Annotated in this window: 29 protein-coding genes and 2 tRNA genes; 7 read left to right on the top strand and 24 right to left on the bottom strand. The window is 62.9% G+C overall.

From position 1 onward, the window contains the following. Positions 1 to 4 precede the first annotated feature (4 nt). From HX613_RS14020 to HX613_RS13985, 9 genes are all read right to left on the bottom strand, one after another. Positions 5 to 169: a hypothetical protein gene (locus tag HX613_RS14020; RefSeq protein WP_235345877.1), complete on the bottom strand. Its 165-nt coding sequence runs from the start codon at positions 167 to 169 to the stop codon at positions 5 to 7. After that, the gene (locus tag HX613_RS14015; protein ID WP_235345876.1) at positions 166 to 417 is read right to left on the bottom strand and encodes a hypothetical protein; all 252 of its coding nucleotides are present in this window, start codon (positions 415 to 417) and stop codon (positions 166 to 168) included. The genes HX613_RS14020 and HX613_RS14015 overlap by 4 nt, the downstream gene beginning before the upstream one ends. Then, positions 414 to 1,973 carry a DUF3631 domain-containing protein gene (locus HX613_RS14010; protein WP_235345875.1) on the bottom strand — a complete coding sequence of 520 codons (1,560 nt, stop codon included), beginning with the start codon at positions 1,971 to 1,973 and terminating at the stop codon, positions 414 to 416. Before HX613_RS14010 ends, HX613_RS14015 begins: the two co-directional genes overlap by 4 nt. Next, positions 1,970 to 2,326, bottom strand: coding sequence for a hypothetical protein (locus HX613_RS14005; protein WP_235345874.1), 357 nt, complete (start codon positions 2,324 to 2,326; stop codon positions 1,970 to 1,972). Before HX613_RS14005 ends, HX613_RS14010 begins: the two co-directional genes overlap by 4 nt. Continuing rightward, entirely contained in the window at positions 2,313 to 2,534 is a 222-nt protein-coding gene (locus HX613_RS14000) for a hypothetical protein (protein WP_235345873.1), read from the bottom strand. Before HX613_RS14000 ends, HX613_RS14005 begins: the two co-directional genes overlap by 14 nt. Positions 2,535 to 2,681: 147 nt before the next feature. After that, positions 2,682 to 2,921: a hypothetical protein gene (locus HX613_RS13995; protein ID WP_235345872.1), complete on the bottom strand. Its 240-nt coding sequence runs from the start codon at positions 2,919 to 2,921 to the stop codon at positions 2,682 to 2,684. Next, positions 2,918 to 3,400 carry a hypothetical protein gene (locus HX613_RS13990; protein ID WP_235345871.1) on the bottom strand — a complete coding sequence of 161 codons (483 nt, stop codon included), beginning with the start codon at positions 3,398 to 3,400 and terminating at the stop codon, positions 2,918 to 2,920. Before HX613_RS13990 ends, HX613_RS13995 begins: the two co-directional genes overlap by 4 nt. A gap of 169 nt (positions 3,401 to 3,569) precedes the next feature. Next, on the bottom strand, positions 3,570 to 3,860 hold the full coding sequence (locus HX613_RS23060) for a DUF6011 domain-containing protein (RefSeq protein WP_442862605.1): 291 nt from the start codon (positions 3,858 to 3,860) through the stop codon (positions 3,570 to 3,572). Further along, positions 3,811 to 4,041 carry a helix-turn-helix transcriptional regulator gene (locus HX613_RS13985; protein WP_235345870.1) on the bottom strand — a complete coding sequence of 77 codons (231 nt, stop codon included), beginning with the start codon at positions 4,039 to 4,041 and terminating at the stop codon, positions 3,811 to 3,813. Before HX613_RS13985 ends, HX613_RS23060 begins: the two co-directional genes overlap by 50 nt. A gap of 187 nt (positions 4,042 to 4,228) precedes the next feature. On the opposite strand from HX613_RS13985, the gene HX613_RS13980 reads away from it, so the two are divergent. Both HX613_RS13980 and HX613_RS13975 read left to right on the top strand, forming a co-directional pair. Then, positions 4,229 to 4,858 (top strand): hypothetical protein, encoded by a 630-nt coding sequence (locus HX613_RS13980; RefSeq protein ID WP_235345869.1) that lies wholly within the window; start codon positions 4,229 to 4,231, stop codon positions 4,856 to 4,858. Beyond that, entirely contained in the window at positions 4,851 to 6,032 is a 1,182-nt protein-coding gene (locus HX613_RS13975) for a tyrosine-type recombinase/integrase (RefSeq protein ID WP_235345868.1), read from the top strand. The genes HX613_RS13980 and HX613_RS13975 overlap by 8 nt, the downstream gene beginning before the upstream one ends. 80 nt (positions 6,033 to 6,112) lie before the next feature. On the opposite strand, the gene HX613_RS13970 is transcribed toward HX613_RS13975, so the two are convergent. From HX613_RS13970 to HX613_RS13945, 6 genes are all read right to left on the bottom strand, one after another. After that, a tRNA-Lys gene (locus HX613_RS13970) sits at positions 6,113 to 6,185 on the bottom strand. A 110-nt stretch (positions 6,186 to 6,295) separates the two neighbouring features. Beyond that, positions 6,296 to 6,616: a GroES family chaperonin gene (locus tag HX613_RS13965; protein ID WP_235345867.1), complete on the bottom strand. Its 321-nt coding sequence runs from the start codon at positions 6,614 to 6,616 to the stop codon at positions 6,296 to 6,298. After that, entirely contained in the window at positions 6,609 to 6,899 is a 291-nt protein-coding gene (locus HX613_RS13960; protein WP_198396968.1) for a DUF3618 domain-containing protein, read from the bottom strand. Before HX613_RS13960 ends, HX613_RS13965 begins: the two co-directional genes overlap by 8 nt. A 93-nt stretch (positions 6,900 to 6,992) precedes the next feature. Beyond that, positions 6,993 to 7,736 carry an ASCH domain-containing protein gene (locus HX613_RS13955; RefSeq protein WP_235345866.1) on the bottom strand — a complete coding sequence of 248 codons (744 nt, stop codon included), beginning with the start codon at positions 7,734 to 7,736 and terminating at the stop codon, positions 6,993 to 6,995. Between the two features lie 54 nt (positions 7,737 to 7,790). Next, positions 7,791 to 9,365: a hypothetical protein gene (locus HX613_RS13950; protein WP_235345865.1), complete on the bottom strand. Its 1,575-nt coding sequence runs from the start codon at positions 9,363 to 9,365 to the stop codon at positions 7,791 to 7,793. Between the two features lie 109 nt (positions 9,366 to 9,474). Then, on the bottom strand, positions 9,475 to 11,154 hold the full coding sequence (locus HX613_RS13945) for a hypothetical protein (RefSeq protein WP_235345864.1): 1,680 nt from the start codon (positions 11,152 to 11,154) through the stop codon (positions 9,475 to 9,477). A gap of 224 nt (positions 11,155 to 11,378) precedes the next feature. Here HX613_RS13945 and HX613_RS13940 point away from each other — a divergent pair. The 5 genes from HX613_RS13940 (at position 11,379) to HX613_RS13920 (ending at position 16,278) form a co-directional block, all read left to right on the top strand. Then, positions 11,379 to 11,451: transfer RNA gene (locus tag HX613_RS13940), tRNA-His, on the top strand. A 192-nt stretch (positions 11,452 to 11,643) separates the two neighbouring features. Further along, positions 11,644 to 12,072, top strand: a complete 429-nt coding sequence (locus tag HX613_RS13935) for an organic hydroperoxide resistance protein (protein WP_092107016.1) — start codon at positions 11,644 to 11,646, stop codon at positions 12,070 to 12,072. Between the two features lie 73 nt (positions 12,073 to 12,145). Next, complete coding sequence (locus tag HX613_RS13930; protein ID WP_235345863.1) at positions 12,146 to 13,009, top strand: PfkB family carbohydrate kinase; 864 nt, start codon at positions 12,146 to 12,148, stop codon at positions 13,007 to 13,009. Continuing rightward, complete coding sequence (locus tag HX613_RS13925) at positions 13,006 to 13,905, top strand: dihydrodipicolinate synthase family protein (RefSeq protein WP_235345862.1); 900 nt, start codon at positions 13,006 to 13,008, stop codon at positions 13,903 to 13,905. Before HX613_RS13930 ends, HX613_RS13925 begins: the two co-directional genes overlap by 4 nt. Before the next feature lie 141 nt (positions 13,906 to 14,046). Then, a complete protein-coding gene (locus HX613_RS13920; RefSeq protein ID WP_235345861.1) occupies positions 14,047 to 16,278 on the top strand; it encodes a choice-of-anchor I family protein in 2,232 nt (743 codons plus the stop codon). A gap of 34 nt (positions 16,279 to 16,312) precedes the next feature. Here HX613_RS13920 and HX613_RS13915 read toward each other — a convergent pair whose 3' ends face one another. The 9 genes from HX613_RS13915 to HX613_RS13875 form a co-directional block, all read right to left on the bottom strand. Then, on the bottom strand, positions 16,313 to 17,131 hold the full coding sequence (locus HX613_RS13915; protein ID WP_235345860.1) for a siderophore-interacting protein: 819 nt from the start codon (positions 17,129 to 17,131) through the stop codon (positions 16,313 to 16,315). Positions 17,132 to 17,285: 154 nt separating this feature from the next. Next, a complete protein-coding gene (locus HX613_RS13910) occupies positions 17,286 to 18,605 on the bottom strand; it encodes a glutaminase (protein WP_235345859.1) in 1,320 nt (439 codons plus the stop codon). A 231-nt stretch (positions 18,606 to 18,836) separates the two neighbouring features. Beyond that, positions 18,837 to 19,175 carry an antitoxin gene (locus HX613_RS13905; RefSeq protein ID WP_235345858.1) on the bottom strand — a complete coding sequence of 113 codons (339 nt, stop codon included), beginning with the start codon at positions 19,173 to 19,175 and terminating at the stop codon, positions 18,837 to 18,839. A 12-nt stretch (positions 19,176 to 19,187) separates the two neighbouring features. Further along, the gene (locus HX613_RS13900) at positions 19,188 to 20,486 is read right to left on the bottom strand and encodes a M20 family metallo-hydrolase (RefSeq protein WP_235345857.1); all 1,299 of its coding nucleotides are present in this window, start codon (positions 20,484 to 20,486) and stop codon (positions 19,188 to 19,190) included. A gap of 47 nt (positions 20,487 to 20,533) precedes the next feature. Next, positions 20,534 to 21,823: a Na+/H+ antiporter NhaA gene (gene nhaA / locus HX613_RS13895; protein WP_235345856.1), complete on the bottom strand. Its 1,290-nt coding sequence runs from the start codon at positions 21,821 to 21,823 to the stop codon at positions 20,534 to 20,536. A gap of 115 nt (positions 21,824 to 21,938) precedes the next feature. After that, positions 21,939 to 22,088 (bottom strand): hypothetical protein, encoded by a 150-nt coding sequence (locus HX613_RS13890; protein ID WP_235345855.1) that lies wholly within the window; start codon positions 22,086 to 22,088, stop codon positions 21,939 to 21,941. A gap of 71 nt (positions 22,089 to 22,159) precedes the next feature. After that, positions 22,160 to 22,888 carry an LmeA family phospholipid-binding protein gene (locus HX613_RS13885; protein WP_235345854.1) on the bottom strand — a complete coding sequence of 243 codons (729 nt, stop codon included), beginning with the start codon at positions 22,886 to 22,888 and terminating at the stop codon, positions 22,160 to 22,162. Positions 22,889 to 22,937: 49 nt separating this feature from the next. After that, positions 22,938 to 23,690: a LutC/YkgG family protein gene (locus tag HX613_RS13880; protein WP_235345853.1), complete on the bottom strand. Its 753-nt coding sequence runs from the start codon at positions 23,688 to 23,690 to the stop codon at positions 22,938 to 22,940. Next, the gene (locus tag HX613_RS13875) at positions 23,687 to 25,216 is read right to left on the bottom strand and encodes a lactate utilization protein B (RefSeq protein WP_442862604.1); all 1,530 of its coding nucleotides are present in this window, start codon (positions 25,214 to 25,216) and stop codon (positions 23,687 to 23,689) included. The genes HX613_RS13880 and HX613_RS13875 overlap by 4 nt, the downstream gene beginning before the upstream one ends. Positions 25,217 to 25,224: the final 8 nt, after the last annotated feature.

The raw sequence follows: 25,224 nt of genomic DNA, 5'->3' as shown, positions 1-25,224 counted from the left end.
GGGCTTACGTGCCTTCCTGCGGCTTCATGGGGTCGGACTGCTCGAGCATGGTCTCGATGCGACGGAGGGTGGCCTCGATCCGCACAAGCCTTTGAGCCTGCAGTGCGACGATCTGCGCGACGGCTTCGGCGCCTTCGACGGTGGTGGTGGGTGTCGTAGTCCTGGTCATAGTTCTCTCCTCAGACCGCGGGGGTACACATGACGGCGGGTGTGGGTGTAGCGGCGCATCTCGAATCCCATGAAGTCGGCTGCGCGTTGGAACTGGTCATCGGTGACGGTCTGCTCGCACCAGGGGCACAGGTCGGACTTCCAGCCGAGTGACCAGACGGGTTGGTAGCAGACGGCGCACCAGAGATCGAGATCTGGGATCAGGGTGCCATCATCCTGTTCGATGACTTCATTGCATCTGACTCTCACGACGCTTTCCTTTCCGTAGCTTCGGCCAGGGCTGTGTGTCCAGCCTCGGAGATGGTGTAGGGGCCGCGCTCTTCGGGCTGTTCGACCTCGCCGTCGGCCTTGAGCCTGGATAGGTTCGACGACGTGGCCTCACGTCCCTCGCCGGTGGCCTCGGCAATGGCACCCCGATTGGCTGAGCCGTGCTCGGCTAGGTACGCGAGTATACGAACGCGGTGGATGGGCCGCTTGGCGGGTGGAGTATTGCCGAAGAGATCAGGGCCCGGGTCCACGGGTTCGGGGCGCTGACCCCAGACCATGCTTGGAGGCTCGGGGTCGTCATGCTCGGTTACCCCTACCCCCTCAGGTAAACCGTTCACACAATGCACATTGCCCACACCTTGCACGTTGCTGGCGGTGTCAGCGTCGGAATCCGTACTTGATGTACTCCCTGTGAACGGTGTGAACAGTTTCTCGGGAGGGGCTATCCCCATGCGAACGAACACCGGATCAAAGTCTGATCGGTGGTACGCATAGCTCCTGTCATCTCGAGTGGTTCCCTGCCTGGTGTGCAGACCGAACACCTTCCCCAGCGTGTATCCGACAGCCTGAGCAGTGACTCTCTTCCTGCTCTTGATGACGTCCTCTTCCCACAGGGCCGGGTTCTCAGCGGCCAGCATCGGGATGATGTCTGCCGTCTTCCACCTCTCCTGACCCTCGGGCCAGTTCTCATACATTGCCCTGAGCATGAGGATTCGGGGCGGGTCGGAGACAAGCCCTGAGTCGATCTCTGCTTGTCTCAGAGCTAGTGCACGCTCGGCCAGGTGCATACCCCTCTCAAGCCACTCGGGGCCGCACAGGGCAGCGACGCGGACCAGTGGAGCCCAGCACTCTTTGAACCGCCCTCGGACGCCTCCGGGCATCTCGGGGCGAATCTCTATGATCCGATCTCGATTGGTCTCGGCCCATTGAGAAATGTTCTCCTGCAAGTCCTTCGCCGGGGCTTCGATGAACTCCCACTCGGAGTCCTCCACTCGCCCTTCCTTATCGGGCAGCAGAAGGACTCGGATGGTGCGCGAACGGGTGTCGTCGGCCAAGTCGGGATTGTTCCCGGCCATTGCGACGGCTCCGAAGGTCGACATCTCTTCGGCTTTCCACTGGCCGTCCGCACCGGGGACGAGCACAGTGCGCGTGCCGCCACGCCTGTACCCGGAATTGACGGTGGAGATGATCTCGTTGTTGTTCGGGTTGTCGGGGTTCAATGCGCGATCGGCTTCGTCGATCAGGATGGTCCGAAGACGTTCATTGAGCAGCCGCGGGATCAGTGCGCCCGACGACACCGAGGAAGTCTGCAATGGATCGAGCGCCAGGTGCGACATGTGATCGAGCACCGTCGTCTTTCCCGACTCGGGGACCGGACTGTCGAGCAGTAGTCTTCCGGTCGTGTGCAACACCGGCATGAAGTGAGTGTGGAGAGTCCACAGGGTCAGGATGTCCAGATCCTCTTCGTGCATGGTGCTGATGTAGGTGCTCAGCCACTCGCGGAGAGTATCGGCGGGATGGTCGTCTGAGTAGGTCACGCTGCCCTCCTGGGCTGGGTCTGGGGATTGGTCTGTCGTTGTTCGCGGTCATGGCGGACGCGCTGCCCGAAGGCGTCTCGCCGAGCCTTGGCGTCAAGACCTTCGATCAAGGACTTGATCCACTGCCGGACTCCGCTGGTGTCCATCTGCTCGTCCTCGAGGTCGCGGCGCCGGATCTCGTCGGTCAGTGCCCGGATGAACGTCTCGTCACGAAGAGCGCCGGCTTGGAGTCCCGCCTGCCACCCTGCCCGGTGGCCGTCGCGGTGGCCGCGCTGGTATCCCTCGAGGAAGCCGGACGTGATGCCGAAAGACACGTCTGCCCATTGAGCGGGTGGTCCTTCATCGAATGGCATCGTCGCCTCCGTGGTCGAGCAGTGTGGAGGCGAACTGGATGCCGGTGCGGGTGAAGAACACCGCGTGCCTGACTTTGCCCTCGAAGACGAGTTCGTACTCGACCAGGTGGCCGGCTGCGATGATGTCGGGGTTCACCCGCTCACTGATCGGCATAAGGTCGGATTCGTGGATTTCGTGGCCGTCGATGACGTCGATTATTGTGCTCATGGTCGTGGTCCTTTGGAAGTTGAGGGTGAGTTGTCTGGGCGGCAGCGTGGGCAGGTGTAGATCGCGCCATTGGTCTCGAAGCGGATAAGCCACCCGATGAGGTCGTGGCGGATGCGGAGACCGCACTGTGAGCAGTAGGCGCGTGTGTCAGGCATAGGCCACCACTCCTAGGTCGTGGGCGTTCGCCCTCAGTCGAGCCACGAGATCCCCGCGGCCTGCCCTGAGCAGGGATCGCTCGGCAGCGTCGATCGACGGGTAGCCCGCTCTGCGCACGGTGAGGCATGTCCACGTTTCGCCAAGGTGGGCCAGCCATTCGAGCTCGCTGATTCGGTCTTTGGAGCATCGTGGGCAGCCGGCGAGGAAGCCGAGGTGCTTGTCGCAGTTCATGCTGTGGCCCCCTGGTCGATCGCGGTGGCGGCGTACCGGCCGGGGTTGAGTAGGTCGGTGACGAGGGCGATGTGCAGGTGGTCCTGTTCGGGCAGTAGATCCCCTTCTCTCGGGTGTCGACTCGCTTTAAGGTGTTCCCACATGCCTGCCATAAAGCCGGGATCGAGCGCGGCTATCTCGGCCACTCGGACCAGAGCGTCCTTCTCGGCTTCGGTGGCACCTACCGCGTACCTGGCTATTGTCTTGACCTTGGGCTTGTCAGACTTAGGGAACCGGATGATGGTTCCGAAGTGGATCAGCACGGTGTCGCCGGACATGCTGACGATCTCGCGCATCATCCGGCCCTTCTTCATCCGTACACCAAGGTCATAGGCGCGGTCGGTGATGGTGTCCGAGGTGTCGGCGGTCTGGCCGAGGGGGAAGAATCGCGGGGCGAGCTCACCGTCGGGGTCGTATCCGGCGAATACCGTTGCGGTCATCGCCGCTCACCGTCCTCGGTGGGCTGGCCGGTGAAGATCGCGCACCAGCACGTCTCTCCGACTTCGTGGTGATATCCGGCGCACCGGTCGTCGGGACAGCGGCATTCGGCCCCGCGTCGGTCGTCAGCAGTAGACTGAGCAATAGACTGGTAAATGGTCATTACAGTTCCTATCTGGATGATCTAGGCGGCGTCGGGGAATCTTGGTCGAGGATCCCGACGCCGCTCTTGTGCTTGGTGGCGCATACCGGCCCTATGCCGGCTTCGAGTGATGCGGGTGCCCAGAGAGGCGAACCGCAGTAGTGGCAGCGCGTGGCTACGACAAGACCGAGGCTGTCGGCCAGGGCCCGTAGCTCTGCGAATCGTTGATCGGTCAGACGCGAGGGTCGTTCATCGTTCACGTCGACCACCTCACGCTGCTGGCCGGGGGTCGAGCTGCTGCTCTTCCCACTCGAGGACATCGGCCAGACGGTAACGCACGTGCTTGCCGATCTTCATTCGACGGGGGCCGGTGCCGTTCGTGTTCCAGATGTAGACCGTCTGCAATGGAACGCCTTCACGCTCCGCGAGCTGGCGGGCTGTCAAGTGGGCCGCGGGAGACGCCGGGGGCTCCTGGCTACCGCCGTTCACTCTAGATGACATATTGTTCTCCGTTTCATTGAGGATGACAATTAACACTGTAGCGTCATCGCAAGACGGGGGCAAGTGACAAATGACGAAAAGATGAGTATTGTCATTTTCCATGACAGAAGAGTTGAGATCGGATTGGCCGGAACGTCAGGCGAAGGCGATTGGAGAGCGCGTCAGAGTCCTTCGCGAAGCCTCTGGCATGAGGGTGCAGTCGGTCGCTGACATCTGCACTCACGAGCTGGGGTACAAGCTCAATAGGACTTCGCTGAACAACCTTGAGGCTGGACTGAGGAAGAGTGTGAACGTCGCCGAGATCGCTGCAATCGCGACCGCAATTGGCGCGGCTCCGCTGTCGTTGCTCATGGATCTGTCGTCTGCGGACGAGGTTGAGATAGTCGGCGGAACGAAGAAGTCTGCGTGGGAAGCGTGGCAGTGGTGGGCCGGTGAACACACGGTCGACATCATCGACGGACAAGACAATGAGCAGGCGAAGCGTACGGGAGAAATCGTCGGATTGATGCGAACGATTGACGAATCTGTGCGCAGCTACAGGAAGTTCAGCGATCAGGATGGATTCGCAGGCGCAGGTGAGCGGATGAGGGCCAATTCGATGAACGCTGTCTTCGCCGCTCGAACACTAGAGGCCGTCCATGGTGTTGAACCTCGAATCCCCGCTGAGATAAGGCAAGAGGGCGAACGTCATATCGACGGTCTCCGGGACATCGGATTGACGATTACGCAGAATGCCGGAGGAATGACGGTCGGCATAGCCGACGACTTCAAGGGTCACGTCTACGTAGAAGACCAGGAGGGTGAGGAAGATGTCTAGACCGCGGCTCGAGCTCGGCACCTGGGGCAAGATCACCAGGACCGAGATCTCAGAGGGCAAGTGGCGGGCGCGTGCACGCTTCCGTGATTTCACCGGCAAGACGAAGCAGGTCGAGGCGTATGGACCTTCCGGCGCCAAGGCCGAGAGGAAGCTGCTCGCCAACCTCCGCGCCCGGGTCGAGTCAGCCGGCGACACGATCACCGGCAACACCACCGTGACCAACCTCGGCAAGATCTGGACCGATAGCCTGCGCGGATCCGACGACCACACCGAGCAGACCCTCGAACGCTATGAGTCCATCGTCGAGAAGATCATCGGTCCGGCACTGGGGGAGTACCTCATCATCGAGGCCACAGTCTCGCGGGTCGACCAGTTCCTGCGCGCACTGGCGGACAAAACCCCGGGCAGGGCCAAGACCACCAAGTCAGTGCTGACGAGCATGTTCGACCTGGCCGTGCGCCACGACGCGCTGCGCACGAACCCGGTGCGCGAGGTGCGCCTGCCTGCGCGGAAGCGGAAGCCGGTGAAGGCGCTGACGATCGACGAGGTGGGCGAGCTCCGCGAGGGGCTGCGCAAGTGGCAGGGCGCCGAAGGTGTCATGGGGCCGCGCCGGTCCTCCGAGATCCTCGACGTCGTGGACGTGATGCTAGGAACCGGAATGCGCATCGGTGAGGTGCTGGCACTACGCTGGTCCGACGTGGACCTCGGTGACCATCCGAGCCTCACGGTGTCGGGCACGATCGTCCCGATCAAGGACAAAGGGCTGAGGCGGCAGTCGCACACCAAGACGGCCAGCGGCTATCGAGTGCTCACCCTACCGGCGTTCGTCGTCGACGTGCTCCTGCGGCGTAGCGTCGAGGTGATCCCGACCGAGACGAACGCGGTGTTCCCATCCGGCGCCGGTACGTGGAAGTGGCCGAACAACTATCGGCGCACACTGCGCGCTGCGCTCAAAGATCTCGAGACCACGACGACGATCACCCCGCACGTCTTCCGCAAGTCCGTCGCCACGCTCATCGACGCTGAGGCCACCCTCGAGGCGGCGGCCGCGGTCCTCGGACATTCGGGCACCGGTGTTACCTCGGCGCACTATGTGGCGAAGGCGGCAACCGCACCTGATATGTCCTCGATCCTCGATCAATTCGGCAGGAGTCCGAACGAAAAAGATGGGTAACCGTGGGGTCGCTGACTCCGTATCGAAATGACGAAAGCCCCTCACCGGACGTTATGCCTGGTGAGGGGCCTTCTTTGCTGTGCACCCCCCGGGACTTGAACCCGGAACCCACTGATTAAGAGTCAGTTGCTCTACCAATTGAGCTAGAGGTGCGAGCTGCGCTTGCCGCGCAACGAGAATTAATATTACTCAGGTTGCCAGGGTTCTTGCAAACTGAGAACCACTCATTTGAGGTTTTGTGAGGTAGCTCGCATACCTGCAGGTCAGAGGTACATACCGGATCTCGATTGTTCCGGTGGTTCCGAGATCGCGTGGACGTCGCGCTCACGCAGGAGCACATACGCGCTCCCCTCGAGCTCCACCTCGGCGAGTTCCTCAGGGTCATAGAGGACGGTATCGCCGAGGTTGGCCTGCCTCACGTGTGGGCCGGCCGCGACGACCTTGCCCCACACGAGACGTTTCCCCATGCTTGCGGTTGCCGGGATCACGATCCCGGCCGAGGATTTGCGCTCCCCGGCTTCCTCACCCGGATCCAGAAGGATCCGGTCATGCAGCATGCGGATCGGCAGAGAGGCTTCAGCCACGCTTGCTGCGGCCGGAGAGGCCCACGATCAGTGCGGCCACGCCGAGGACGGCGCCGACGCCGAGCGCAACCACTTCGGGCTTGACCGAGCCGCTCTCTTCATCGACGACGCCGGACTTCGCCTTGTTGGCGGCGCGAGTCGCAAGGACCTTCGGGTGGACACGGCCCACAAGTTCATCGATGTTGTCCGCGATGCGCTCTTCGCGCAGGCGAATAGATTCCGCCAGCTGGCTGGGTGACGCTGAGTCGACGGTCACATCTGAGGTGTAGACATTGTCAGTCATCGGGGCAGGTCCTCCGGGTCGAGAATACAAACATGCACGTGACGGGGTGCCACGGTGCCTCGTGTCAAGCTTAACCGCTTGATTCTCTCAGTGTCAGATATTGACTGCGGAGAGCCGAAAAGTCACGACATCGACGTCCGCGTCTTCAGGCATGGTCGGATAGTGATCGCGCAGATTGGTCACATATCCCTCGATGCTCGACCCAGCCTGCAAATGCAGAATCTGCGGCGTCAGCTCGCTCAGCCGATGGGTATTCACCGAGGTGATGTCAACGGGCACCGGCCCGTGCTTGGTGTGTTCGAAATAGGCCAAGGCAGGGCCTGGCGAGTGGGATTCCTTCCACCGTACGGTCAGGCTCTTCCTCCCCGAGGTGGTCGCCTCGTAATAGCGAGGGTGGAACCTCAGGAGGCGTTGGGGCGCCGAATCCGGTGGACGGTAGTAATGGGGGACGAGCGCGGAGATCGGAGCAATCGCGGCAGACCCGGCAGAGCTGGCGGGCCCGGCAGAACCCGATCTGGGGACTGCGACGAATGCGTCGGGGTGCAGATCGAGAATTACCTGACGGCAGCGTCCGCAGGGGGATAGGAGGCCACGGCCGCCATCTCCGGCGGCTGCGATCGTGACCAGCGGACCTGCTCCGGCGGCTGCCGCATTGCCGATGGCGACGAGCTCAGCGCAGGGACCACCGGTGAAGTGGTGGACATTGACGCCGGTGTGGATGCGACCGTGAGTGTCCATGACGGCGGCCGCCACCGTGTGATTCTCATCGGCACCGAGTGTGGCTGCCAGAGATTCGGCGACGGCGATCACCTGGAGTTCTGAGTCGTAGAGATCCATGCTGTGATCTTAGAGCAGCATGGACCTGTGAGGTGGGCTCAGTTCTGAGGCGGCTCAATTCCGTTTATTGCGGCGGCCGACGATCCAGATGATGAAGCCGACGGCGGCCATACCTGAGGCTGCGAGGATAAAGATCGGCCACGAACTCGCAATCGTTGATGCAATCGACTCACCGAACGAGGTCGATGGTGGTTTGTCGCTGCGAGGCTTTGGAGTTTCCCCTCCGGTGATGAGGTCCTTGTCATCATCCGGCACGGGAGTGTCAGGGTTCTGCGGGACGGGATCCGAGTAGTCCGGAGGTGGGGAGTCGCCGTTTCCAGGCATCCAATCGTCGCCGACGTCCCCGGGAATCTCATCGCGTGTGTCCGAGGAACCGTTGCCGGTCGCAGGGTCTGGGGTGGAGTCATCGCCGACTGGCCCGCCATCGCTACCGCTGGAGGTTGTTCCGGACCCGTCCTTGTCTGCGGAGCCTTTGTCGTCCTTGCCGCCTTCCTTGTCCGAGTTGCCTTTGTTATCGGAGCTGCCGGAATCGGAGCCGTCGGATATCGATGAGGAGTTCGAATCAGAATTCTGCTTGGACGAATCGGCGTCGGATGATGACGAGGTGTCGGATTCCTTGGAATCAGCTTTCGCGGAGTCTGAGGATTCGGAGTCGGAGGACGTGTCGGACGAGGACTCGCTCTCCGAATCCGATGAGGTGTTGGAGTCCGAGTTGTCGCCGGCGGAGGACTCGACGTCTGTGCCGTCGGTGCCCGACTCCGAATCGGTGGAGGCACTCAGGTCTGCGTCGTTGTCCTTCGCACCACGGTCGGCACCGTCAGCGGTGCCCTCAACCTCGTTGGAGCTGTTCGAACTCGCTTCGCTTTCAGCCTCGTCGCTTGGCGGTGGGTAAGGCTCGCCATCTTCGACGGTGATGTCTTTTCCGTTTGAAACGAATGTCCATTCGGGGCTCGGCGGATCTTCGAAATCCGTGAATACCATCCGTTCGCCTGTTTCGGCATCAAGAACGTAGCCGTCCTCATCGAACGAATACTTCTCCGGTGCATTATCCGTTGCTTCGGGCACGGAGTTTCCACTGTCGTCGGTGGCGCTGTCAGGCTCGGCCCCATCTGCCGCAGAATCGGAGTCATTGCCAGAAGTCGAAGAGTTCTGGGTTGGCCAGCGTTTGGCTTCGTCTTTTTCCACCGGGCCGTCGAATTCCTTACCCTCCCAGCTTCTGGGCATGCCGGAGACCTGCATAGTCTGCGCGGACTGGTTCCAGGTCGAGTCGATCGGGTCTTCGACCTCACACGGTGCGCTGGTGTCGCCACCATCACTGGGTGCGTCGCAGGCGGGGTCGTCTTTGGGTGCTTCGGGGTCGTCTCCATCGGTGTCGCTGGCCTTGGAGCTTCCAGAATCGGAATCAGCCGTGGGGGGATCGATCGCCTCGCCTGGGTCCAACGCTGTTGCACCTTCGGGGGATCCGTCAGGATCGGAAGTTGTGTTCCCCGAGCTTGATGAGCTGGTCTGGCCGGAGTCTGTGAGACTCGCATTCGCAGGAGCGATTGTGCCTGTGATCGGCAGGAGGATCAGGGCAAGAGCAGTGCCGAGGGCGGCCGCTGCGCGGCTGAGCTCGTGTGTAACTGGCACTGTGTTCCTTAGCAGTGGGGGCTCCGGCATCAAACATACAAGGGGACATGACAGACAGGCACGTCGCTGTCCATCCTAATGGCTACGTCCAGGGTGAGAAAGTCAGAATCTATTTCTCGCTCGGTTCGGACGTCTTGTCATAAGCGCGAATCGTCGAATCGGCGCCGTCGACGATGGCAGTTCCGCCGTCGTTTGTCAGTGCCAACAGGTTGGTGTCTGTGCGGTAGGCGTGTTTGCCCGCCATCAGACAGGAGTCGTCGTTGTCGACGGTGCAGGGGACGATTGTGCCCCGCGGTTCAGACAGGTGGATGTCCTTGCTGGAGGTATCCATGAGCAGCAGCCCGTTTTCCAGATCGAAGAGGTACGGGCCGATGTATGCCCGCTTTCCGCCCTGCCCGCGCACCCATGACATCTCGCCGACGATGTCGGTTGTGGTGGTGACAGTCGACAGGATGGAACCGTCCTCCAAGGAGTGGACGACGAGTTGGATGCGGTGGCCGGAGTTCGTCGATGCCCCCTGCTCACCCCACAGGGTGACTGCTTTGCCGTGGCCTGCAGAGACCCATTTGATGATCTGGAGCTCATCGGCGGGTGCTTCGAGCTTGATGGAACGTTCGTCACCGGACTTGATGTCCTTCGCCTTGACGGGACCGTTCCAGTCGGAGCTGAAGAGCTCGTCGTTCTCGATCGCCATTGGCGTCGACCCTGAGTCGGGTGTCGGGACGTTCTCGAGCCCGTCAGCGCCGAACGTCGACAGTCGGTTGCCGGACTTGACGAGGACGCTTTTGCCAGCAGATGTGATGCGAGCATTCTCCGGCAGCTGGTAGGTCTTGGGCTTGTCCTCACCGTCGATGAGCGCCTCAGCAGTATTGCCGGCCTGCCACAGCAGTGCGGGCTTGCCGTCGATCATCGTGTCGACTGCGAACGTCGGGGCTTCGCTGGTCTTTCCCGAGTAGCGGGTCTTTCCTGTGCTGGAGTCGAGAACCTTGAGCTTGCCCTCGTCAACGACGAGCACACCACGATCTGAGGCTGTCACCGAGGCGTCCTTAGGGATCTTCGTCTCCCACTTCGGTGAGTTGTCGAAGCCGGGGACGACGTCTTCAGTCTTGTTGACCGAGAGTTCGGAAGCCGGATTGATCTGCTTTTCGGATTGGATCGTCTGCGGCGAGTCCTGGGAACCGGTCGGGACGATGTTCGGAATGACGAAAGCCCCGATCATCAGGATCACGATGCCGATGAGCACGAGGCCGGGCACGGTGATCTTCTTCAGGCGTTGGGGTCGGCTCTGCGGTGAGCTTCTGTGCTGTGGTGCATGCTTGCGCACCCGAGTGCGCTTGACCGTCGGAGTGCTGGGGGCAGCCGGTCCCGAGAATGGGGTGCCCAGGGGGTAGTCGTCCCCACCGCCCGCCTCGGCGTCGGTCTTCGACTGTTGCTGATGTGCTGTCTGTGCCTCAGCAGAGGTGGTGTCCATCGCCGAGGTGGTCGTGACCTCATCTGCCGATGTGTCCCCGTTCGAGTCCGCAGGTGCCGCCGAGGAAGAAGACTCCTGAGGGGGCGGAGGTGCCGGGGATGCTGAAGCGGCGGGGGCGATCTTGCCGGTCTCGTCGAGGAGGACGTCGACTTCCTGCTTGCCATCGTCGATGGTCACAGGCACTTGGGTCGCTGTCTCCCTGGCATAGTCGCCAAGGTAGGTCATGGCCTGTCCGGTGTCGGAGTAGCGACTCGTCGCCCCGTTGAGGGTGAGATAGGTGAACCCGTCCTGAGAGACGGAGATCAGCGCACGAGCCATGTACAGGGTTCCTTGAATAAAATTGAGGGTGGGACCGTGACAATACTATTGAATACGATCGGGTGCTCCTACCGTTTTTCCGAAACCGTTATACATCGCTACTGAATCGTTGCACGTCAGGAGATCTGTGTCTCATTGTGCACCATATGGGCTGTGAGTTTGCCCGGGTGCCGGAGTGAGGTTAGGATATATCTTGCTGTCTGCGCCAAGGTGCAGCGGATGTGGTGGGTATAGCTCAGCTGGTAGAGCGCCGCGTTGTGGTCGCGGATGTCGCGGGTTCAAGTCCCGTTACTCACCCCGAGCAGACAAGCCCCGGAGTCCGAGAGAAATCAAGGATTCCGGGGCTTTTCTCATCCCCGTTCCTCTTTCAGCTGATCGTAGGGCCGCCCCCTGGACTTCCATCGGTGAAGTGACAATACTCGGTCTCAGGTACCTTCTTCGTGAAGGACCCGATCTGTGAATCATGATTCGACCAACAGGAGACGGTTTATGAATACCCCAGAGAGCATTGCCTACACCGCAAAGGCCGAGATCACCGGAGGCCGCGACGGTCACGGCGCTACCGATGACAAGGCAGTCGACGTCGACCTGCGCACCCCCAAGGAGATGGGCGGACCCGGTGGAGGAGCGAATCCGGAACAGCTTTTCGCTGTCGGATACGGAGCCTGCTTCCAGGGCGCGATGGGCCTGGCCGGCAAGGAGCTCGGGGTCGACACCTCGAAGTCCGTCGTCAACTCCGAAGTCGGAATCGGCAAGGAGGGGGAGAGCTTCGGCATCAGCGTCAAGCTCACCGTGACCATCCCCGGCGTCGATCAGGACACCGCTCAGAAGGTCGTCGATCGTACCCACGAGCTGTGCCCCTACTCGAAGGCCACTCGCGGAAACATCCCGGTCGAGCTCGTCGTCAACGGCTCCTGACCATCAGCTTCTGACCATGTCGGCACCCGAGAGATGCATCTCTCGGGTGCCGACATGGGTTATGGACGACCACATGAGCATTGACCTTGATCTCACCGTCGTCGGCAGCATCAACGCCGATATCACCGCGCTCACGCACCGCCTGCCCGAAGCAGGTGAGACGGTCGGCGGCGGGCGCCTCATCCACAGTCCTGGAGGCAAGGGCGCCAACCAGGCTGCGGCCGCGGCACAGCTGGGCGCACGGACGAGGATGGTCGGCGCCGTCGGCTCCGATGCCTCGGGCACGGCGATGAGAGCGGCCCTGCAGGGCGCCGGCGTCGGGACCGATGACGTTGCCGTCGTCGATTCGGAGACCGGAACCGCTCTCATCATGGTCGATGCACGCGGCGAGAATCAGATCGCGGTCTGCGAAGGCGCGAACGCACACGTGAGCATCGCCGGTCGCAGGTTCCCGACGCAGGAGACTGTGCTCACTCAGCTCGAGATCTCCCTTGACTTGATAACAGAATTGTCACATTCCGTCGAAGGGCGGTTCGTCGTCAACGCAGCCCCGGCACTGCCCCTGCCCGCCGAGGTGGTCGAGCGGGCCGATCTCATCATCGTCAATGAAACCGAATACGATCTGCTCCCGCAGCTGCGCGAGGCACGGCTCGTGGCCATCACCTATGGTGCGAAGGGATCTGCTCTATTCGAACGCGGTCGGCAGGTTGCCTTCGCGAACGCTCTGCCGCGCCGTCCGATCAGCACTGTCGGTGCAGGAGACGCCTTCTGTGCCGCACTGACGATCGCGCTGGCCTCGGGGTACTCCCACGACCAAGCACTGGCGGTGGCCAACGCCGTCGGTGCCGATGCCGTTATGGACCCTGCGGCCCAACCAGAATTTCACCCACTCGAGCACTACCTGCCATCGACGACATCCACGGAGACTGAGACATGACACTGTTCACGGGCCTGAGCGCCTTCCCCCTCACCCCGATCCGCGACGAGGAGATCGACGAGGCTGCCTACGTGGGGCTGATCCGGCGTCTCGTCACGGCCGGCGTCGATTCGATCACTGCCCTGGGCTCGACCGGGTCGTACGCCTACCTCACCACTGAAGAACGTGCTCGAGTCGCACGGCTGACCGTCGAACATGCCGCCGGGGTCCCCGTGTTCGTGGGCATCGGCGCCCTGCGCACGCGTGAGGTCATGGCCAATGTCCGCTCGGCGGAAGCTGCTGGCGCCCAGGGTCTCCTGCTCGCCCCCGTCAGCTACCAGCAGCTGAGCGCCGACGATGTGTTCGAACTCTTCCGGACGGTCACCTCAGCGACCGATCTTCCCATCGTCGTCTACGACAATCCGGGCACCACACACTTCACTTTCACCCTTGATCTCTACGCACGGCTGGCCGAACTTGAGGGCGTGGCCTCGATCAAGATTCCCGGACAGGCGATGTCGCCACCGGACTTCAGCGCACATGTCGAGCGGATCCGTGCCGCCACCGGCAACCAGGTGACGATCGGGATCTCAGGCGACGCTTTCGGAGCTGCCGTCCTCAACGCCGGCTGCGAAGCCTGGTACACGGCAGTCGGCGGAACCCTGCCGACTCCGATGCTCGCGATCACACGAGCCGCTCAGAACGGCGAAGCGGACCGGGCGTTGGAGCTCTCCGCCGAACTCCAGCCGCTGTGGGATCTCTTCGCCGAATTCGGCGGCAGCCTCCGAATCACAGCCGCGATCGCCGAACATCTGGGGTTGGTCGCCCCACACTCCCTGCCACTGCCGATCCTCGGTCTCACCGCTGACCAGAAGGCGAAGGTCGCCGAGGTGGTCGAGACCCTCAATCTCGACTGACCGGCCCCACGTGGGTTCCTCCGAAGCAGGACAGTTCATCCGGAATCCACCCAGAGTTCGAGGCAGAGACAGGCCGTGTGCCTATATATGAGTGGTTGCGGGCAGTTTCGCCCTCTCGACCACCTCGACTCCGGAGAACCGATGACGCATCCATCCACTTCGCGCTCAATCACGGCCGCACTGACTGCACTGCTGCTGACCACGGGCCTGAGCACGATCGCGACGGTTCTCGGCTTCGGTGAGGCATCGGCGGCAGAGGTGGCGGAACCGATCAGCCATTCCGCTCCGGATGCGAGCCTGGATCTTGGGTTCCTCGGCTCCCATGGGACCGGTCAGTTCGACGAGTCCGCCGCGGAGATCACCGCTGTTCACGGCGACACCGCATTCACCGTCAATGCCGAGGCCGCGACAGTCGACATCATCGACATCTCGGATCCGGCGAAACCTGAGAAGACAGGTGCCATCACCGGCTCCGGCGTCGCGAACTCCATCGCCGTCCGCGATGATGGACTCGGCGTCATTGCGCTTGAGAACGAGGACAAGACCGCACCGGGATCACTGATGTTCTTCGACGCCACCACCACGTCGGCGACGGTGCTGGGAACGGTCCCGGTCGGATCGCTGCCGGACATGGTGGCGCTGACCCCCGAGGGTGCGCACGCGTTCGTGGCCAACGAAGGGGAGCCGTCCGAGGACTTCGCCACGGATCCCGAAGGATCCGTAGCTGTGGTCGACCTGCCCGCCGAGGTGGCCGCGCCGAAGGAGTCGGACGTGCACACCGCTGACTTCCGCGACTTCGAAGAAGGCGGCTCGAAGACCCTGCACGACGAGGTTCGCGTGTTCGGGCCCAAGCCGCACGAGGATCTGCCGATCTCTCGCAATCTCGAACCCGAATACATCACCGTCGCAGGCGACAAGGCCTACGCGACCCTGCAGGAGGCGAACGCGATCGCCGTCGTCGACATCGCCACAGCCGAGGTCACCGACGTTCTTCCGCTGGGCTTCAAAGATCATGGGCAGGCAGGGAACGGGCTCGACGCCTCAGACAGCGACCCAGAAGACGCGCCGGAGACGAACATTGCAGAGCACCCGGGACTGAAGGGCGTCTACATGCCCGACACGATCTCCTCGTTCTCATCTGGAGGAACCGACTACCTGGTCACCGCCAATGAAGGAGACTCAAGGGAATGGGGCGACTTCGTCGACGCGGCCAGGGTAAAGGACCTCGGCGAGGACGATCTGGCACCCGTGTGCGAGAACTCTCCGCTGGCTGGCCAGCTCGGTGACGAGGCCCTGGGCAGGCTCAACATCATCACCGACCTGGGGCTGAACGAGAGCGGTGACTGCTACGAGGAACTCTACGCATTCGGCACCCGCTCCTTCTCCGTGTGGACGACCGATGGCGCACTCGTGGCCGACTCGGGCGACAGCTTCGAACAGCTGACCGCCGAGGCGATTCCCGACTTCTTCAACTCCAACCACTCGGAGTCGAATCGTGAGGGACGCAGCGATGACAAGGGCCCAGAGCCTGAGGCCCTGACCGTCGGTGAAGTGGGGGAGACCACCTACGTTTTCGTCGGCTTCGAACGGGTTGGCGGAATCGCCGCCTTCGACCTCAGCGACCCCACGAACCCGAGATTCGTCACCTACTTCAACAACCGTGACTTCTCGGTCTCCGTTGAAGACGAGATCGAGGATGCCTCCGATCCCGAAGCCCTGCTCTCCAAAGCCGGCGACCTTGGTCCGGAAGGAATTGCCTTCCTGGGCGCTGATGAGTCTCCGACAGGCGAAGCGGCCCTCGTCGTCGGCAACGAAGTCTCAGGCACCACCAGCCTGTACTCTGTCACCGATCTCAACGACGACGGCGCGGGTGCGGATTCCGATGACTCGGCGGATGCAGGTGCTTCGGCCGACTCAGACGCTTCGGTCGATTCCGATGGTGCAGCCGAAGATGCCACCGCGGACTCCGTTGGGACAGAGTCCACGGTGGCATCGACCACTGCCGACTCAGACACCGGAGACGAAGCCAACTCAGACACTGGAAACGACGCGAACTCGGGTTCATCGTCGAAGGGCTCGGAATTGTCTGCGGCAAACGCCTCGGCATCATCTAATGCCTCGAAATCGGGGGCGAAGGGCGACGCAGGTTCGTCCGATGGAACAGACGCGGCTGACGACAACGCGGGCTCGCTCCCGCGCACCGGTGCTGATCTGGGCCAGTACCTCATTCTGGGCGGAATCGCGCTGGCTCTCATCGGCTTCGGCGTCCTGGCCGTCTTCCTCACACGTCGCCGCGGCCAGCGCCGCCGAGGCGAGCGAACCGGTTCGGCAGGATCGATCACCGAGGACCTCGGCTCAGCCAGCTGGGACTGACCGCTGACGCGACGTCAGTCGAGTTGACGCTGCGTCAATCGATCTTGCCGATGGGTTCGCGCTTCTCGGCCTGGAACTGGTCCTCGGCACGACCGCGTGCCCAATAGGCTGAGATCGACAAGGACTCCCGCGGAACACCGTGTTCCTTGAGGGCCTTGCGGATCGTCTTGATCGTCTCCCGCTCACCGTGGGCGAAGACCTGCGGGATGTCCTCCGGCCAGTCGAGGCCGCGGACTGCTGCGATGAGCTCATCGTCATTGTCGACCCAGGTCACTGTGATGCCGTCCGGTGCCTCGGGCAGCAGTCGGTCTGCCTCATCCGGGGCGGCGGCGATGACGATGCCTCTCGCCTCGGCGTCCATGGCCTCAAGCGCTGTGCTCACGGCCGGGATCGCGGTGTGGTCGGCGATGAGCAGGTGCCAGGGGGAATCAGGGCTGGGCCGGTATTTGCCGCCGGCACCCACCATGACGAGGGTGTCGCCTGGCTGTGCCGATGTGGCCCACGGGCCCGCAACGCCCTCATCGCCATGGATGACGAAGTCCAGTGTCAGCCATTTCTCGTCCTCGTTGACCTCCCGCACGGTATAGGTGCGGTTGCGGGGCAGCTGCTCGGGGGTGTTCTCCCGCAGTTCTGTCAGATCATAGGGCGGGACGAGGCCGTGCCGGGGATCGGCGAACATGAGCTTGACGTATTTGTCGGTCGCCTCGTTGATGGACAGGGCGTCGAAGCCCTCGCCGCCGACCCTGATCCGAATCAGGTTCGGAGTGATCGAGGTGACGTCTTGGACGGTGAGGATGGCTTGCGGGCGGGGCGGACGAGCTGAGTTGTTCTGCGTATTGGGAGCAGCCGACATGGAGAACCTTCCGGGTATGCGATTGCGCCGGGCTGTTCTTATGGGCCGCCTCGGCGAGGGCCTCAAACTGCGCCTGCTTGATCAGGTTAGTTAGCCTAACCTTAGCAAACGCCGGTGGTGGGCACTCACATCGGGCACCCACGTCTCGGCGACGTCATACGGCTCTCTGTGACCAGTCTTCACGCAGCCGACGCAGGCCCTTGAGCGCCTTGGGGGAGTCGACGTATTCGACGTCTGGCAACGCGGAACTCGGGCTCTTGCACAGGAGCATGTCTTCGGGGTCCATGAGCGCTATTCGCTTTCCGTCCTCCTCGAGGCGACTCATCGCCTCGGTGAGCATGCGCCTGGCCACCCCATTGATCTCATTGACCCGACGCAGGTCGAGGACGAAGGCCTCAACATTGGATTCGGGGGCGTCCATCGTCCGGATGACGTTTTCGGCACCGCTCCACTGGATGAGACCCTGCAGGCTGCAGATGCGCACCATAACACCCTGAGAGTCCACGAAGCGCCTGTCACGGCGAATGATCGAGCGTGCGGGCTCGGGCGCGTCCATGATGTGAAGACTCAGCTCGCGCGAGAGAGTCCTGAAGATGTTGGCTCCGCGAACGCTCGTCCCGTGCTTGTCCAAGCGCGGAGAGAAGGTGGCGATGCCGACCTGCCCGGGCAGGACCCCAAAGACTCCGCCGGAGACTCCGGATTTGGCGGGTACGCCGACCTCTGTCATCCAGTCACCGGCAGCGTCGTACATGCCACACGTCATCATGACGCCGAGAACCTGACGGTTCACGCGAGGTGAGAGCACCTGTTTACCGGTGACCGGGTTGAGTCCGCCCGCGGCCAAAGTGGCGGCCATGATTCCCAGATCTTTGGTGGTGATGAGGATCGAGCACTGGGCGATATACCCCTGGACCACTTCGTCGGGCTGGTCTGTGTAGACACCATAGGACCGGAGCATATTGGCGATCGCGACATTGCGGTAGGCCTCACCCCATTCGCCTTCAGCCACCGAGTCGTCGACGCGCAGCTGGCGGCCGGCGAACTCGGACAGGCCGGTTCGCACGATTTCGATTCGTTCGGCCAGCGAGGTTCCCGGTTCGCCCAGGAGCGAATGGATGACCATGGCACCGGCATTGATCATCGGGTTGAGCGGTTTGCCGGACATCTTGTCCAAGGAGAGTTCGTTGAAGGCCTCCCCGCTGGGTTCGACACCGACCATGTCGAGGACTGCGGCCAGCCCTTCCTGCTCGATCGCCATGCCGTAGATGAAGGGCTTCGACATCGACTGGATGGAGAACTCGAACTCCGAATCTCCGGAGGTGTATTCGATCCCGTCGAGTGTGGAGATGCAGATGCCCAGCTTCTCGGGGTCGGCCGACGCCAGATCCGGAATGTAGTCCGCGTTCGCACCAGACCGGTCTGACCTGTGACGATCGAGCGTCTCGTCCAAGAAATCAGGGATAGGGGATCGCATTGCACCTCCTGCAGTGTGGTGAAGATCGTGGGAAGAGAATGGGCTGGCTGTGTTGCGGACCGCAGTCGCCCGACTGCTATTCTCACACACCCCGTGCTGGTGAGGAGTCCAACACGGGGCAGAGAACTGGGCTGTCGCAGTCGTCGCAGAGGCCCACCACCCGCATCCCCGATATGCCGCCGGATCGGGCCAGTTATCCCGAACAGGCGCTGACCCCCGAAGTGAGAATCCTCAGGGGTGAGTTTCGCCCTCGTCGTTGCGACGATTCACATCGGGTCGCTGTTCGCTGGCCGGACGCTGGCCATCGGGCTGGTTGTCCTCCGACTTGCCATCACTGCCGACGGCGCGGTCGGCGGCGTCTCGGGCCTTCTGGATCTTCTCGGTGTGCTTGCCGTTGGTCAGTGATTCGGCGACACCTGCGGCCTTGTCGAGAATCGAATCAGTGGTCTTCTCTCCCTTTTCGGAGTTGAGCTTTTCGCGGACCTTCGGGTCGTTGGCTAGGTTCTTGGCCTTGTTGATGAACTTGTCGAATGGCATGGTGTAGCCCTTCTCAGCAGACGGTCCTGTCACCACCGATCTTAGTCATATCGACTGTGCTCCACCTGACCGCGCGGCCCCACCGGAAGCTGCAGGCCCGCCTGCAGGCGCAGCTCCGTCGAGGCGCAGCACGGTCTCGAGCAGGACCTCGATTCCCGGCAGGATGTCATCGAGTTCGGTGAATTCCTCGGGACAGTGGCTGCGGCCATCATGGGAGGGAACGAAGATCATGCCCACCTGCGTCTTGGCGGCGATGATTCCCGCGTCGTGGCCGGCACCGGAGAACATTGTGGCCCTGGAATGACCAAGGTCATCGGCCACCTCGGCGATGGTCGAAGTGATCGGTTCGTGCAGGGGCACGGGCGCATCGTCCGTCGTCCACTCCATCTCCACACGCACGCCGCGCTTATCAGCATTCTCCCCGGCAGCATCGGTGAGCCTGCGCTGTGCCTCATGCAGCCAAGAACCGTCGGGGCCGCGGAACTCGCCCTCGACGCTGGCATTGGCCGAGACGACGTTCACGGCTTCCGGAGTGAACTGGATCTGACCACTCGTGCCGCGGGTGTTCGTCCCCGACTCAGCGATCGATTCGACGGCGAGCACCGTGCCGGCAGCGGCACACCCTGGGTCGGCACGGACATCCATCGGGGTCGTGCCGGCATGGTCCTGGCGGCCGGTGAAGAGCGCCTTGAAGTGGTTGATGCCGGTGATCGTCTCAACGACGCCGATCCGATTGCCGATCCGCTCCAGCTCGGGTCCCTGCTCGATGTGGAGTTCGAGGAAGGCGGTGACCTTCGAGAAGTCGTAGCGTGCGTCCAAGAAGGCTTCAGGGTCGATGCCGGAGTCCGGCAGAGCAGCAGCGAGGCTGCGGCCGGTGGTGTCGGTGGCGGCCAGGGTGGTGCGGTCGACGAGCCCGGTCATCGCCCGGGAGCCGACGCAGAAGAAGCCGAAGTCGTTGGGCTCTTCATTGAAGAAGACCACGATCACAAGGTCATGGTCGAGTCGAACGTTGTTCTCCCGCAGCAGCCGCACAACCTCGATGGCACCGAGGACACCGGTGATCCCATCGAAACGGCCTCCGCCGTCAACGGTGTCGGTATGGGACCCGAGCATGATCTCCTGCCCGCCGAGGCGACCGGCCAGCACCCCGATGACGTTTCCCGCCCCGTCGACTCGGGTCGCCAGCCCTGCCTGCTTCATCAGGGTGCGGGCATAGTCGCGTCCGGCGATGTCGAATTCGCTCAGCGCCCGCCTCGTCCAGCCCGGACGCTCGGAATCGACGAGGGTTGCGAGTTCGGCGAGTTCGGAGCCGAAACGTTCGCCTACGGGGGTGATCGTGCTCATCGTTGAGCCTTTCTGGTGGTGCCGTCAGTGGCGGTGGTGTGCGGTCCTCAGCGGTGGACCACACCCAGGGTAGCGCCCTCAGCCTTGCGGTACCGAGAGTTCCTGCTGCCCAAGACCAGCATGGCCGACAGGGCGGCGATGACCGAGGCGCTGAGGATTGCGACCTTCGCATAATCGTGTTCGGGGGAGCCGGGGATGAAGCTGAGCTCGGCGACGAGGAGGGAGACCGTGAACCCGATTCCGGCGAGCAGACCGACACCGGCCAGATCCGGCCACTTCAGATTCGGGTCCACGCCCGCCGAGGTGAATCTGGTGACCAGCCACGTCGACGCCAGGATCCCCAACGGTTTGCCGAGGACCAGGGCCGCGATGATTGCAAAGGTCAACGGCTGGGAGAACGCAGTGGCCAGACCCTCGAGTCCGCCCACAGCCACACCCGCGGCGAAGAATGCGAACACGGGCACCGCGAATCCCGCGGACAGTGGCCGCAGGCGGTGTTCGAGCACCTCGGCGAGGTTCGGGCGGTGATCGTCATCTGCCTGCCGATCCTGACCTCTGCGCCGGCGGCTGGCCAGGGCGGGGATCATGAACCCGAGCAGCACACCGGCAATCGTCGCATGGACACCGGAGGCGTGCATGAGCGCCCAGGCGATGAGCCCGATGGGCAGCAGAATCATCCACGCAGCCCGGGCTCGGTCGACGAAGAACGTTCTGAAGCGAGCGGCGATGAGACCGTAGACGACGATGACCGCGACAGCTGCCAGGAGTGGAACGAGGGAGATCGTATCGGTGTAGAAGACGGCGATGATGCCGATCGCCAGCAGGTCATCGACGGCGGCGAGGGTGAGGAGGAAGATGCGCAGAGCCTTGGGCAGATGGGAGCCGATGATCGCGAGGATCGCGACGGCGAATGCGATGTCCGTGGCCGTGGGAATCGCCCACCCGCGCAGCGTCTCCGGGTGGGAGATCAGGAGAGCTGTGTAGATGAGGGCAGGGACGATGACGCCGCCGGCTGCGGCGGTGATCGGGACGATGGCAGTGCGGAAGCTGCGCAGATCGCCGTGGGTGAATTCGGTCTTCAGCTCCACCCCGACGAGGAAGAAGAAGATCGCGAGCAGGCCGTCGGCAGCCCAGGTTCCCAGGCTCAGCTGCAAGTGCCAGGCGGCGGGGCCGACCTCGACGCCTCTGAGAGCGAAGTATGAGTCCGCGAGGGGAGAGTTCGCCCAGATGAGGGCCACGACGGCGGCGATGATGAGGAGTCCGCCGCCGACGGTGTCCCTGCGCAGAGACGCGAACAGGCGAAAGCCGGTGGCAGGTGCTGGAGATGGTGAAGTCACGGTGATTCCATTTCGTTGCCGGAAGATGTGCTTCTCCGGCCCGAAATGTGTGCGGGTGCTCTGTCAGAGCGATCAGTGATCAAGCGCCGAGGCGGTCGTGCTTTTGACGGTCTGCTCAGAAGGTGGGCCGGAGTCGTTCTCCGACCAGAAGTGGAGCTGTCCCCGACAGCATCATGCCCCACGACGTGATGTAGCCGTTGGTGCCCGGGTGTCCCAGGACCCACACTTTCGGTGTGAAGACGGCGCCGAGCATCGTGGGAGTCATCACGGTCAGTCTATGCGAAAACAGGATGGTCTCGCACATTCATTCAGAGTCTGCTCCGAGTCGTCCCCGGCTCAGTTCACGGAGACGCCGGTGCCGTGGAGGCTGATCTTCAGACCGGCATCAGCGGCCTCGATGTCAGTGAGCTCGAGGCCGGCGGGCAGGAAATCGAGGTCGATGACGATGTCTGAGATCGACGAGGTCAGAAACGAGGGGAGCGAGTCGATGTCGACCTCGGCGGATCCGAGTCTGATCGTCGTGGCATTGACCACGACCCGCCGTGACTCAGCCTTCGTTTCGATGCCGATGAGCAGATCCTGTCCGAGCAGCGAACCTTTGAGGTAGAGCCCGCCGTCGATCGTGGTGAATGACATGCCCTCGGGCAGCGAGGCGTGTTCGGTGGCCAGCGAGTCGATCGTCGACAGCGGAATCACCGCGCTCGCCTCAACCGTGCCGATCGGACGTGAGGTGTCGACGGGAACGTCGAAGGCTTTGGCATCGACGTCGGTGAAGTCGACGTTCTCATACTGCGCCCGATCAGCAGTGACATGAACGGTGTCGAGAGTTCCCCCGGCCATCTGCGTCAGCACAGGGAAGCCCTCGACGTTCACATCGGCATCGCCGTAGGGCTCGAGTCCGGCGGCGATCTTCTGTTCGGTGGTGAAGTCGACCACCCGGTCGGCGGCGATGAAGCCGACAAGGAGGGTGGCCACGACGATGACCGCGGTGACGATGAGCGTCGTCCGGCGAGATCTCCGTCGAGGCGGTTCGTGCGGGTACTCAAGAGTTGGCGCCGTCATCATGGACCCCATTCTCCCGTACAGCGATTGCCTGTGTCGTGCCGGGGCCGACTCACGTATCGACGATGACCACGTCGAGGGTGCGCGGACCGTGGACGCCTTCGACACGTTTGAGTTCGATGTCGCTCGTCGCCGAGGGCCCGGAGATGAACGTCAGAGCCGCATCCGGAGTCAGACGTGCGACCCCCTCGGGGACGATGTCGACGATATCGGCGACGCGGACGACGCACACGTGATGATCGGGCACGAGCGTGATCGCCCTCCTGCCACACTCCGCCGATCCGTCGAGGACGATGGTTCCCGTCTGTGCGATCGCCACCGCCGAGGCGGTCACCACTGCCGCCTGTGCGTCGAGTTCGGGGATGGACAGTTCCTGACCGGGAGAATCGACCGAGATGTCACCGGTGAATGACTGCAGCCAGGAATCGTCGAGCCCGCGTGGGACGACGATGTTCGACCCCGAGTCGAGGAGTCCCGCGATGGTTGCGGCAGGATCCCCGCTGACGCGGTGGACGTTGGCCTTGTAGTCCTCCAACCGGTCCACGAGGAGTTCGACGAGTTCCTCACCCTCATGCGTGCCCGTGCGGAGATAGTCCGCACTCTGATTGACGGTGCCGCCGCCGGCAACGGGAGCCCCCGGGTCCGTGTTCTCCTCGGTGCCTTCGTGCGAGCCGGCGTGTCCGGTGGCTGAGGACGAAGCTGCGGGGACGGTCCCGGAAGCAGACGAGACGTACTCGCCCCCACCTCGGCGACCGAGGGCCTGATTGATGCGGCCCAGGATCTCTTCGCGTGCGGTGTCCGTCATCTCTCGTCGTCCTCTCCCTCTGCGCGGGCCTCATCCTCGGCCCACAGCTGTCTGAAGCTCTTCTCCGGCAGGGCGGGGATATCGCGGCTCGAGGTCCATGCCCCGGCGATTCCGGGCAGAGAGTTGATCTGCTTGTCCCCGGCCACCGCGTGGGCGATCGGCAGACCGGATTCGGCTGCGGCCATCCTCTTGCCATCGCTCATCATCCATGAGGCACCGGTGAGTGCCGCGTCGAGTTGGGAGGAGACGGGGGAGTGGTTGGCCTCGACGTCCTCGCCGCGCAGGTGGACGAGGATCTCCGGGATGTTGATCTTGACCGGGCATACGTCGTAGCAGGCCCCGCACAGACTCGAGGCATAGGGCAGCGAGCCGTTCTCCTCGGCTTCGACGCCGGTCATCAGCGGCGAGAGGATCGCACCGATCGGACCCGGATACGTCGACCCGTAGGCATGCCCGCCGGTGCGCTCATACACGGGGCAGACGTTCATGCAGGCCGAGCATCGGATGCAGTTCAGCGCGCTGCGCCCGTGCTCATCGGCCAGGGCACGGGTGCGTCCGTTGTCGAGGAGGACGAGATGGACGTTCTGGGGGCCATCGCCGGGGGTAGTTCCCGTCCAGAACGAGGTGTAGGGGTTCATCCGCTCCCCGGTCGAGGAGCGTGGCAGCAGCTGCAGGAAGACTTCGAGATCGTCGAAGCTGGGCAGCAGCTTCTCGATGCCCATCACCGTGATCAGCGTCTCCGGCAGGGTCAGGCACATGCGGCCGTTGCCCTCTGATTCGACGACGCCGAGCGTCCCGGTGTCGGCGATGCCGAAGTTCGCTCCGGAGATCGCGACCTTCGTGGTCAGGAACTTGTGTCGCAGATGCCTCCGGGCCGCCTCCGCGAGGACCGCGGGCTCATTCGTCAGTTCTCCTGCATCGGGCATCTTCTCCATGAAGATGTCGCGGATCTCGTCACGGTTGCGGTGGATGGCGGGCACCAGGATGTGGCTGGGCTGATCGTCGCCGAGCTGGACGATGAGTTCGGCCAGGTCGGTTTCGAAGGCGTCGATGTCCTGGGTCTCGAGGTGCTCATTGAGTCCGATCTCCTGGGTCGCCATTGACTTCACCTTGATCACCTCGCGACGGCCGGACTCGAGCACAGGAGCGTTGGCCTCGACGAGCTCGGTGACGATGGCGTTGGCCTCATCGGCGTCCCGGGCCCAGTGGATGACTCCGCCGGCAGCGGTGAAGTTCTTCTCGAACTGCGCCAGATACTCGGGCAGGTTCTCCATCACCTGGTTCTTTGCCCGAGAGCCTGCTTCGCGCAGGGCCTCCCAATCGTCGAGTTCGGCGACGACCTCGGAGCGTTTGTCGCGGATCGTGGCGGTCGCATGTCCGATGTTGTTGCGCAGCTGCTGATTCGACAGGTGCTGGTGCGAGACCTTCGCGAAGGACTCGTCTTCGACGATGTTGCCCTGTCCGCCCGGGATCTCCTGGTCGTCGTGACGTGTGGACCGCAGCAGCGGCATTCCCAGAAAAGTCATCGCAGACT

The organism is Brevibacterium sp. UCMA 11754 (genome assembly GCF_021532275.1).
Lineage (GTDB): Bacteria > Actinomycetota > Actinomycetes > Actinomycetales > Brevibacteriaceae > Brevibacterium.
This window is presented reverse-complemented; position numbering and strand designations above follow the sequence as displayed.

Coding starts and splice junctions, on each gene's coding strand:
- HX613_RS14020 (WP_235345877.1), bottom strand. CDS start 169: ATGACCAGGACTACGACACCCACCACCACCGTCGAAGGCGCCGAAGCC.
- HX613_RS14005 (WP_235345874.1), bottom strand. CDS start 2,326: ATGCCATTCGATGAAGGACCACCCGCTCAATGGGCAGACGTGTCTTTC.
- HX613_RS14000 (WP_235345873.1), bottom strand. CDS start 2,534: ATGAGCACAATAATCGACGTCATCGACGGCCACGAAATCCACGAATCC.
- HX613_RS13995 (WP_235345872.1), bottom strand. CDS start 2,921: ATGAACTGCGACAAGCACCTCGGCTTCCTCGCCGGCTGCCCACGATGC.
- HX613_RS13990 (WP_235345871.1), bottom strand. CDS start 3,400: ATGACCGCAACGGTATTCGCCGGATACGACCCCGACGGTGAGCTCGCC.
- HX613_RS23060 (WP_442862605.1), bottom strand. CDS start 3,860: ATGTCCTCGAGTGGGAAGAGCAGCAGCTCGACCCCCGGCCAGCAGCGT.
- HX613_RS13985 (WP_235345870.1), bottom strand. CDS start 4,041: ATGTCATCTAGAGTGAACGGCGGTAGCCAGGAGCCCCCGGCGTCTCCC.
- HX613_RS13980 (WP_235345869.1), top strand. CDS start 4,229: ATGAGGGTGCAGTCGGTCGCTGACATCTGCACTCACGAGCTGGGGTAC.
- HX613_RS13975 (WP_235345868.1), top strand. CDS start 4,851: ATGTCTAGACCGCGGCTCGAGCTCGGCACCTGGGGCAAGATCACCAGG.
- HX613_RS13960 (WP_198396968.1), bottom strand. CDS start 6,899: ATGACTGACAATGTCTACACCTCAGATGTGACCGTCGACTCAGCGTCA.
- HX613_RS13955 (WP_235345866.1), bottom strand. CDS start 7,736: ATGGATCTCTACGACTCAGAACTCCAGGTGATCGCCGTCGCCGAATCT.
- HX613_RS13945 (WP_235345864.1), bottom strand. CDS start 11,154: ATGGCTCGTGCGCTGATCTCCGTCTCTCAGGACGGGTTCACCTATCTC.
- HX613_RS13935 (WP_092107016.1), top strand. CDS start 11,644: ATGAATACCCCAGAGAGCATTGCCTACACCGCAAAGGCCGAGATCACC.
- HX613_RS13930 (WP_235345863.1), top strand. CDS start 12,146: ATGAGCATTGACCTTGATCTCACCGTCGTCGGCAGCATCAACGCCGAT.
- HX613_RS13925 (WP_235345862.1), top strand. CDS start 13,006: ATGACACTGTTCACGGGCCTGAGCGCCTTCCCCCTCACCCCGATCCGC.
- HX613_RS13920 (WP_235345861.1), top strand. CDS start 14,047: ATGACGCATCCATCCACTTCGCGCTCAATCACGGCCGCACTGACTGCA.
- HX613_RS13915 (WP_235345860.1), bottom strand. CDS start 17,131: ATGTCGGCTGCTCCCAATACGCAGAACAACTCAGCTCGTCCGCCCCGC.
- HX613_RS13910 (WP_235345859.1), bottom strand. CDS start 18,605: ATGCGATCCCCTATCCCTGATTTCTTGGACGAGACGCTCGATCGTCAC.
- HX613_RS13900 (WP_235345857.1), bottom strand. CDS start 20,486: ATGAGCACGATCACCCCCGTAGGCGAACGTTTCGGCTCCGAACTCGCC.
- HX613_RS13890 (WP_235345855.1), bottom strand. CDS start 22,088: ATGACTCCCACGATGCTCGGCGCCGTCTTCACACCGAAAGTGTGGGTC.
- HX613_RS13885 (WP_235345854.1), bottom strand. CDS start 22,888: ATGATGACGGCGCCAACTCTTGAGTACCCGCACGAACCGCCTCGACGG.
- HX613_RS13880 (WP_235345853.1), bottom strand. CDS start 23,690: ATGACGGACACCGCACGCGAAGAGATCCTGGGCCGCATCAATCAGGCC.
- HX613_RS13875 (WP_442862604.1), bottom strand. CDS start 25,216: ATGACTTTTCTGGGAATGCCGCTGCTGCGGTCCACACGTCACGACGAC.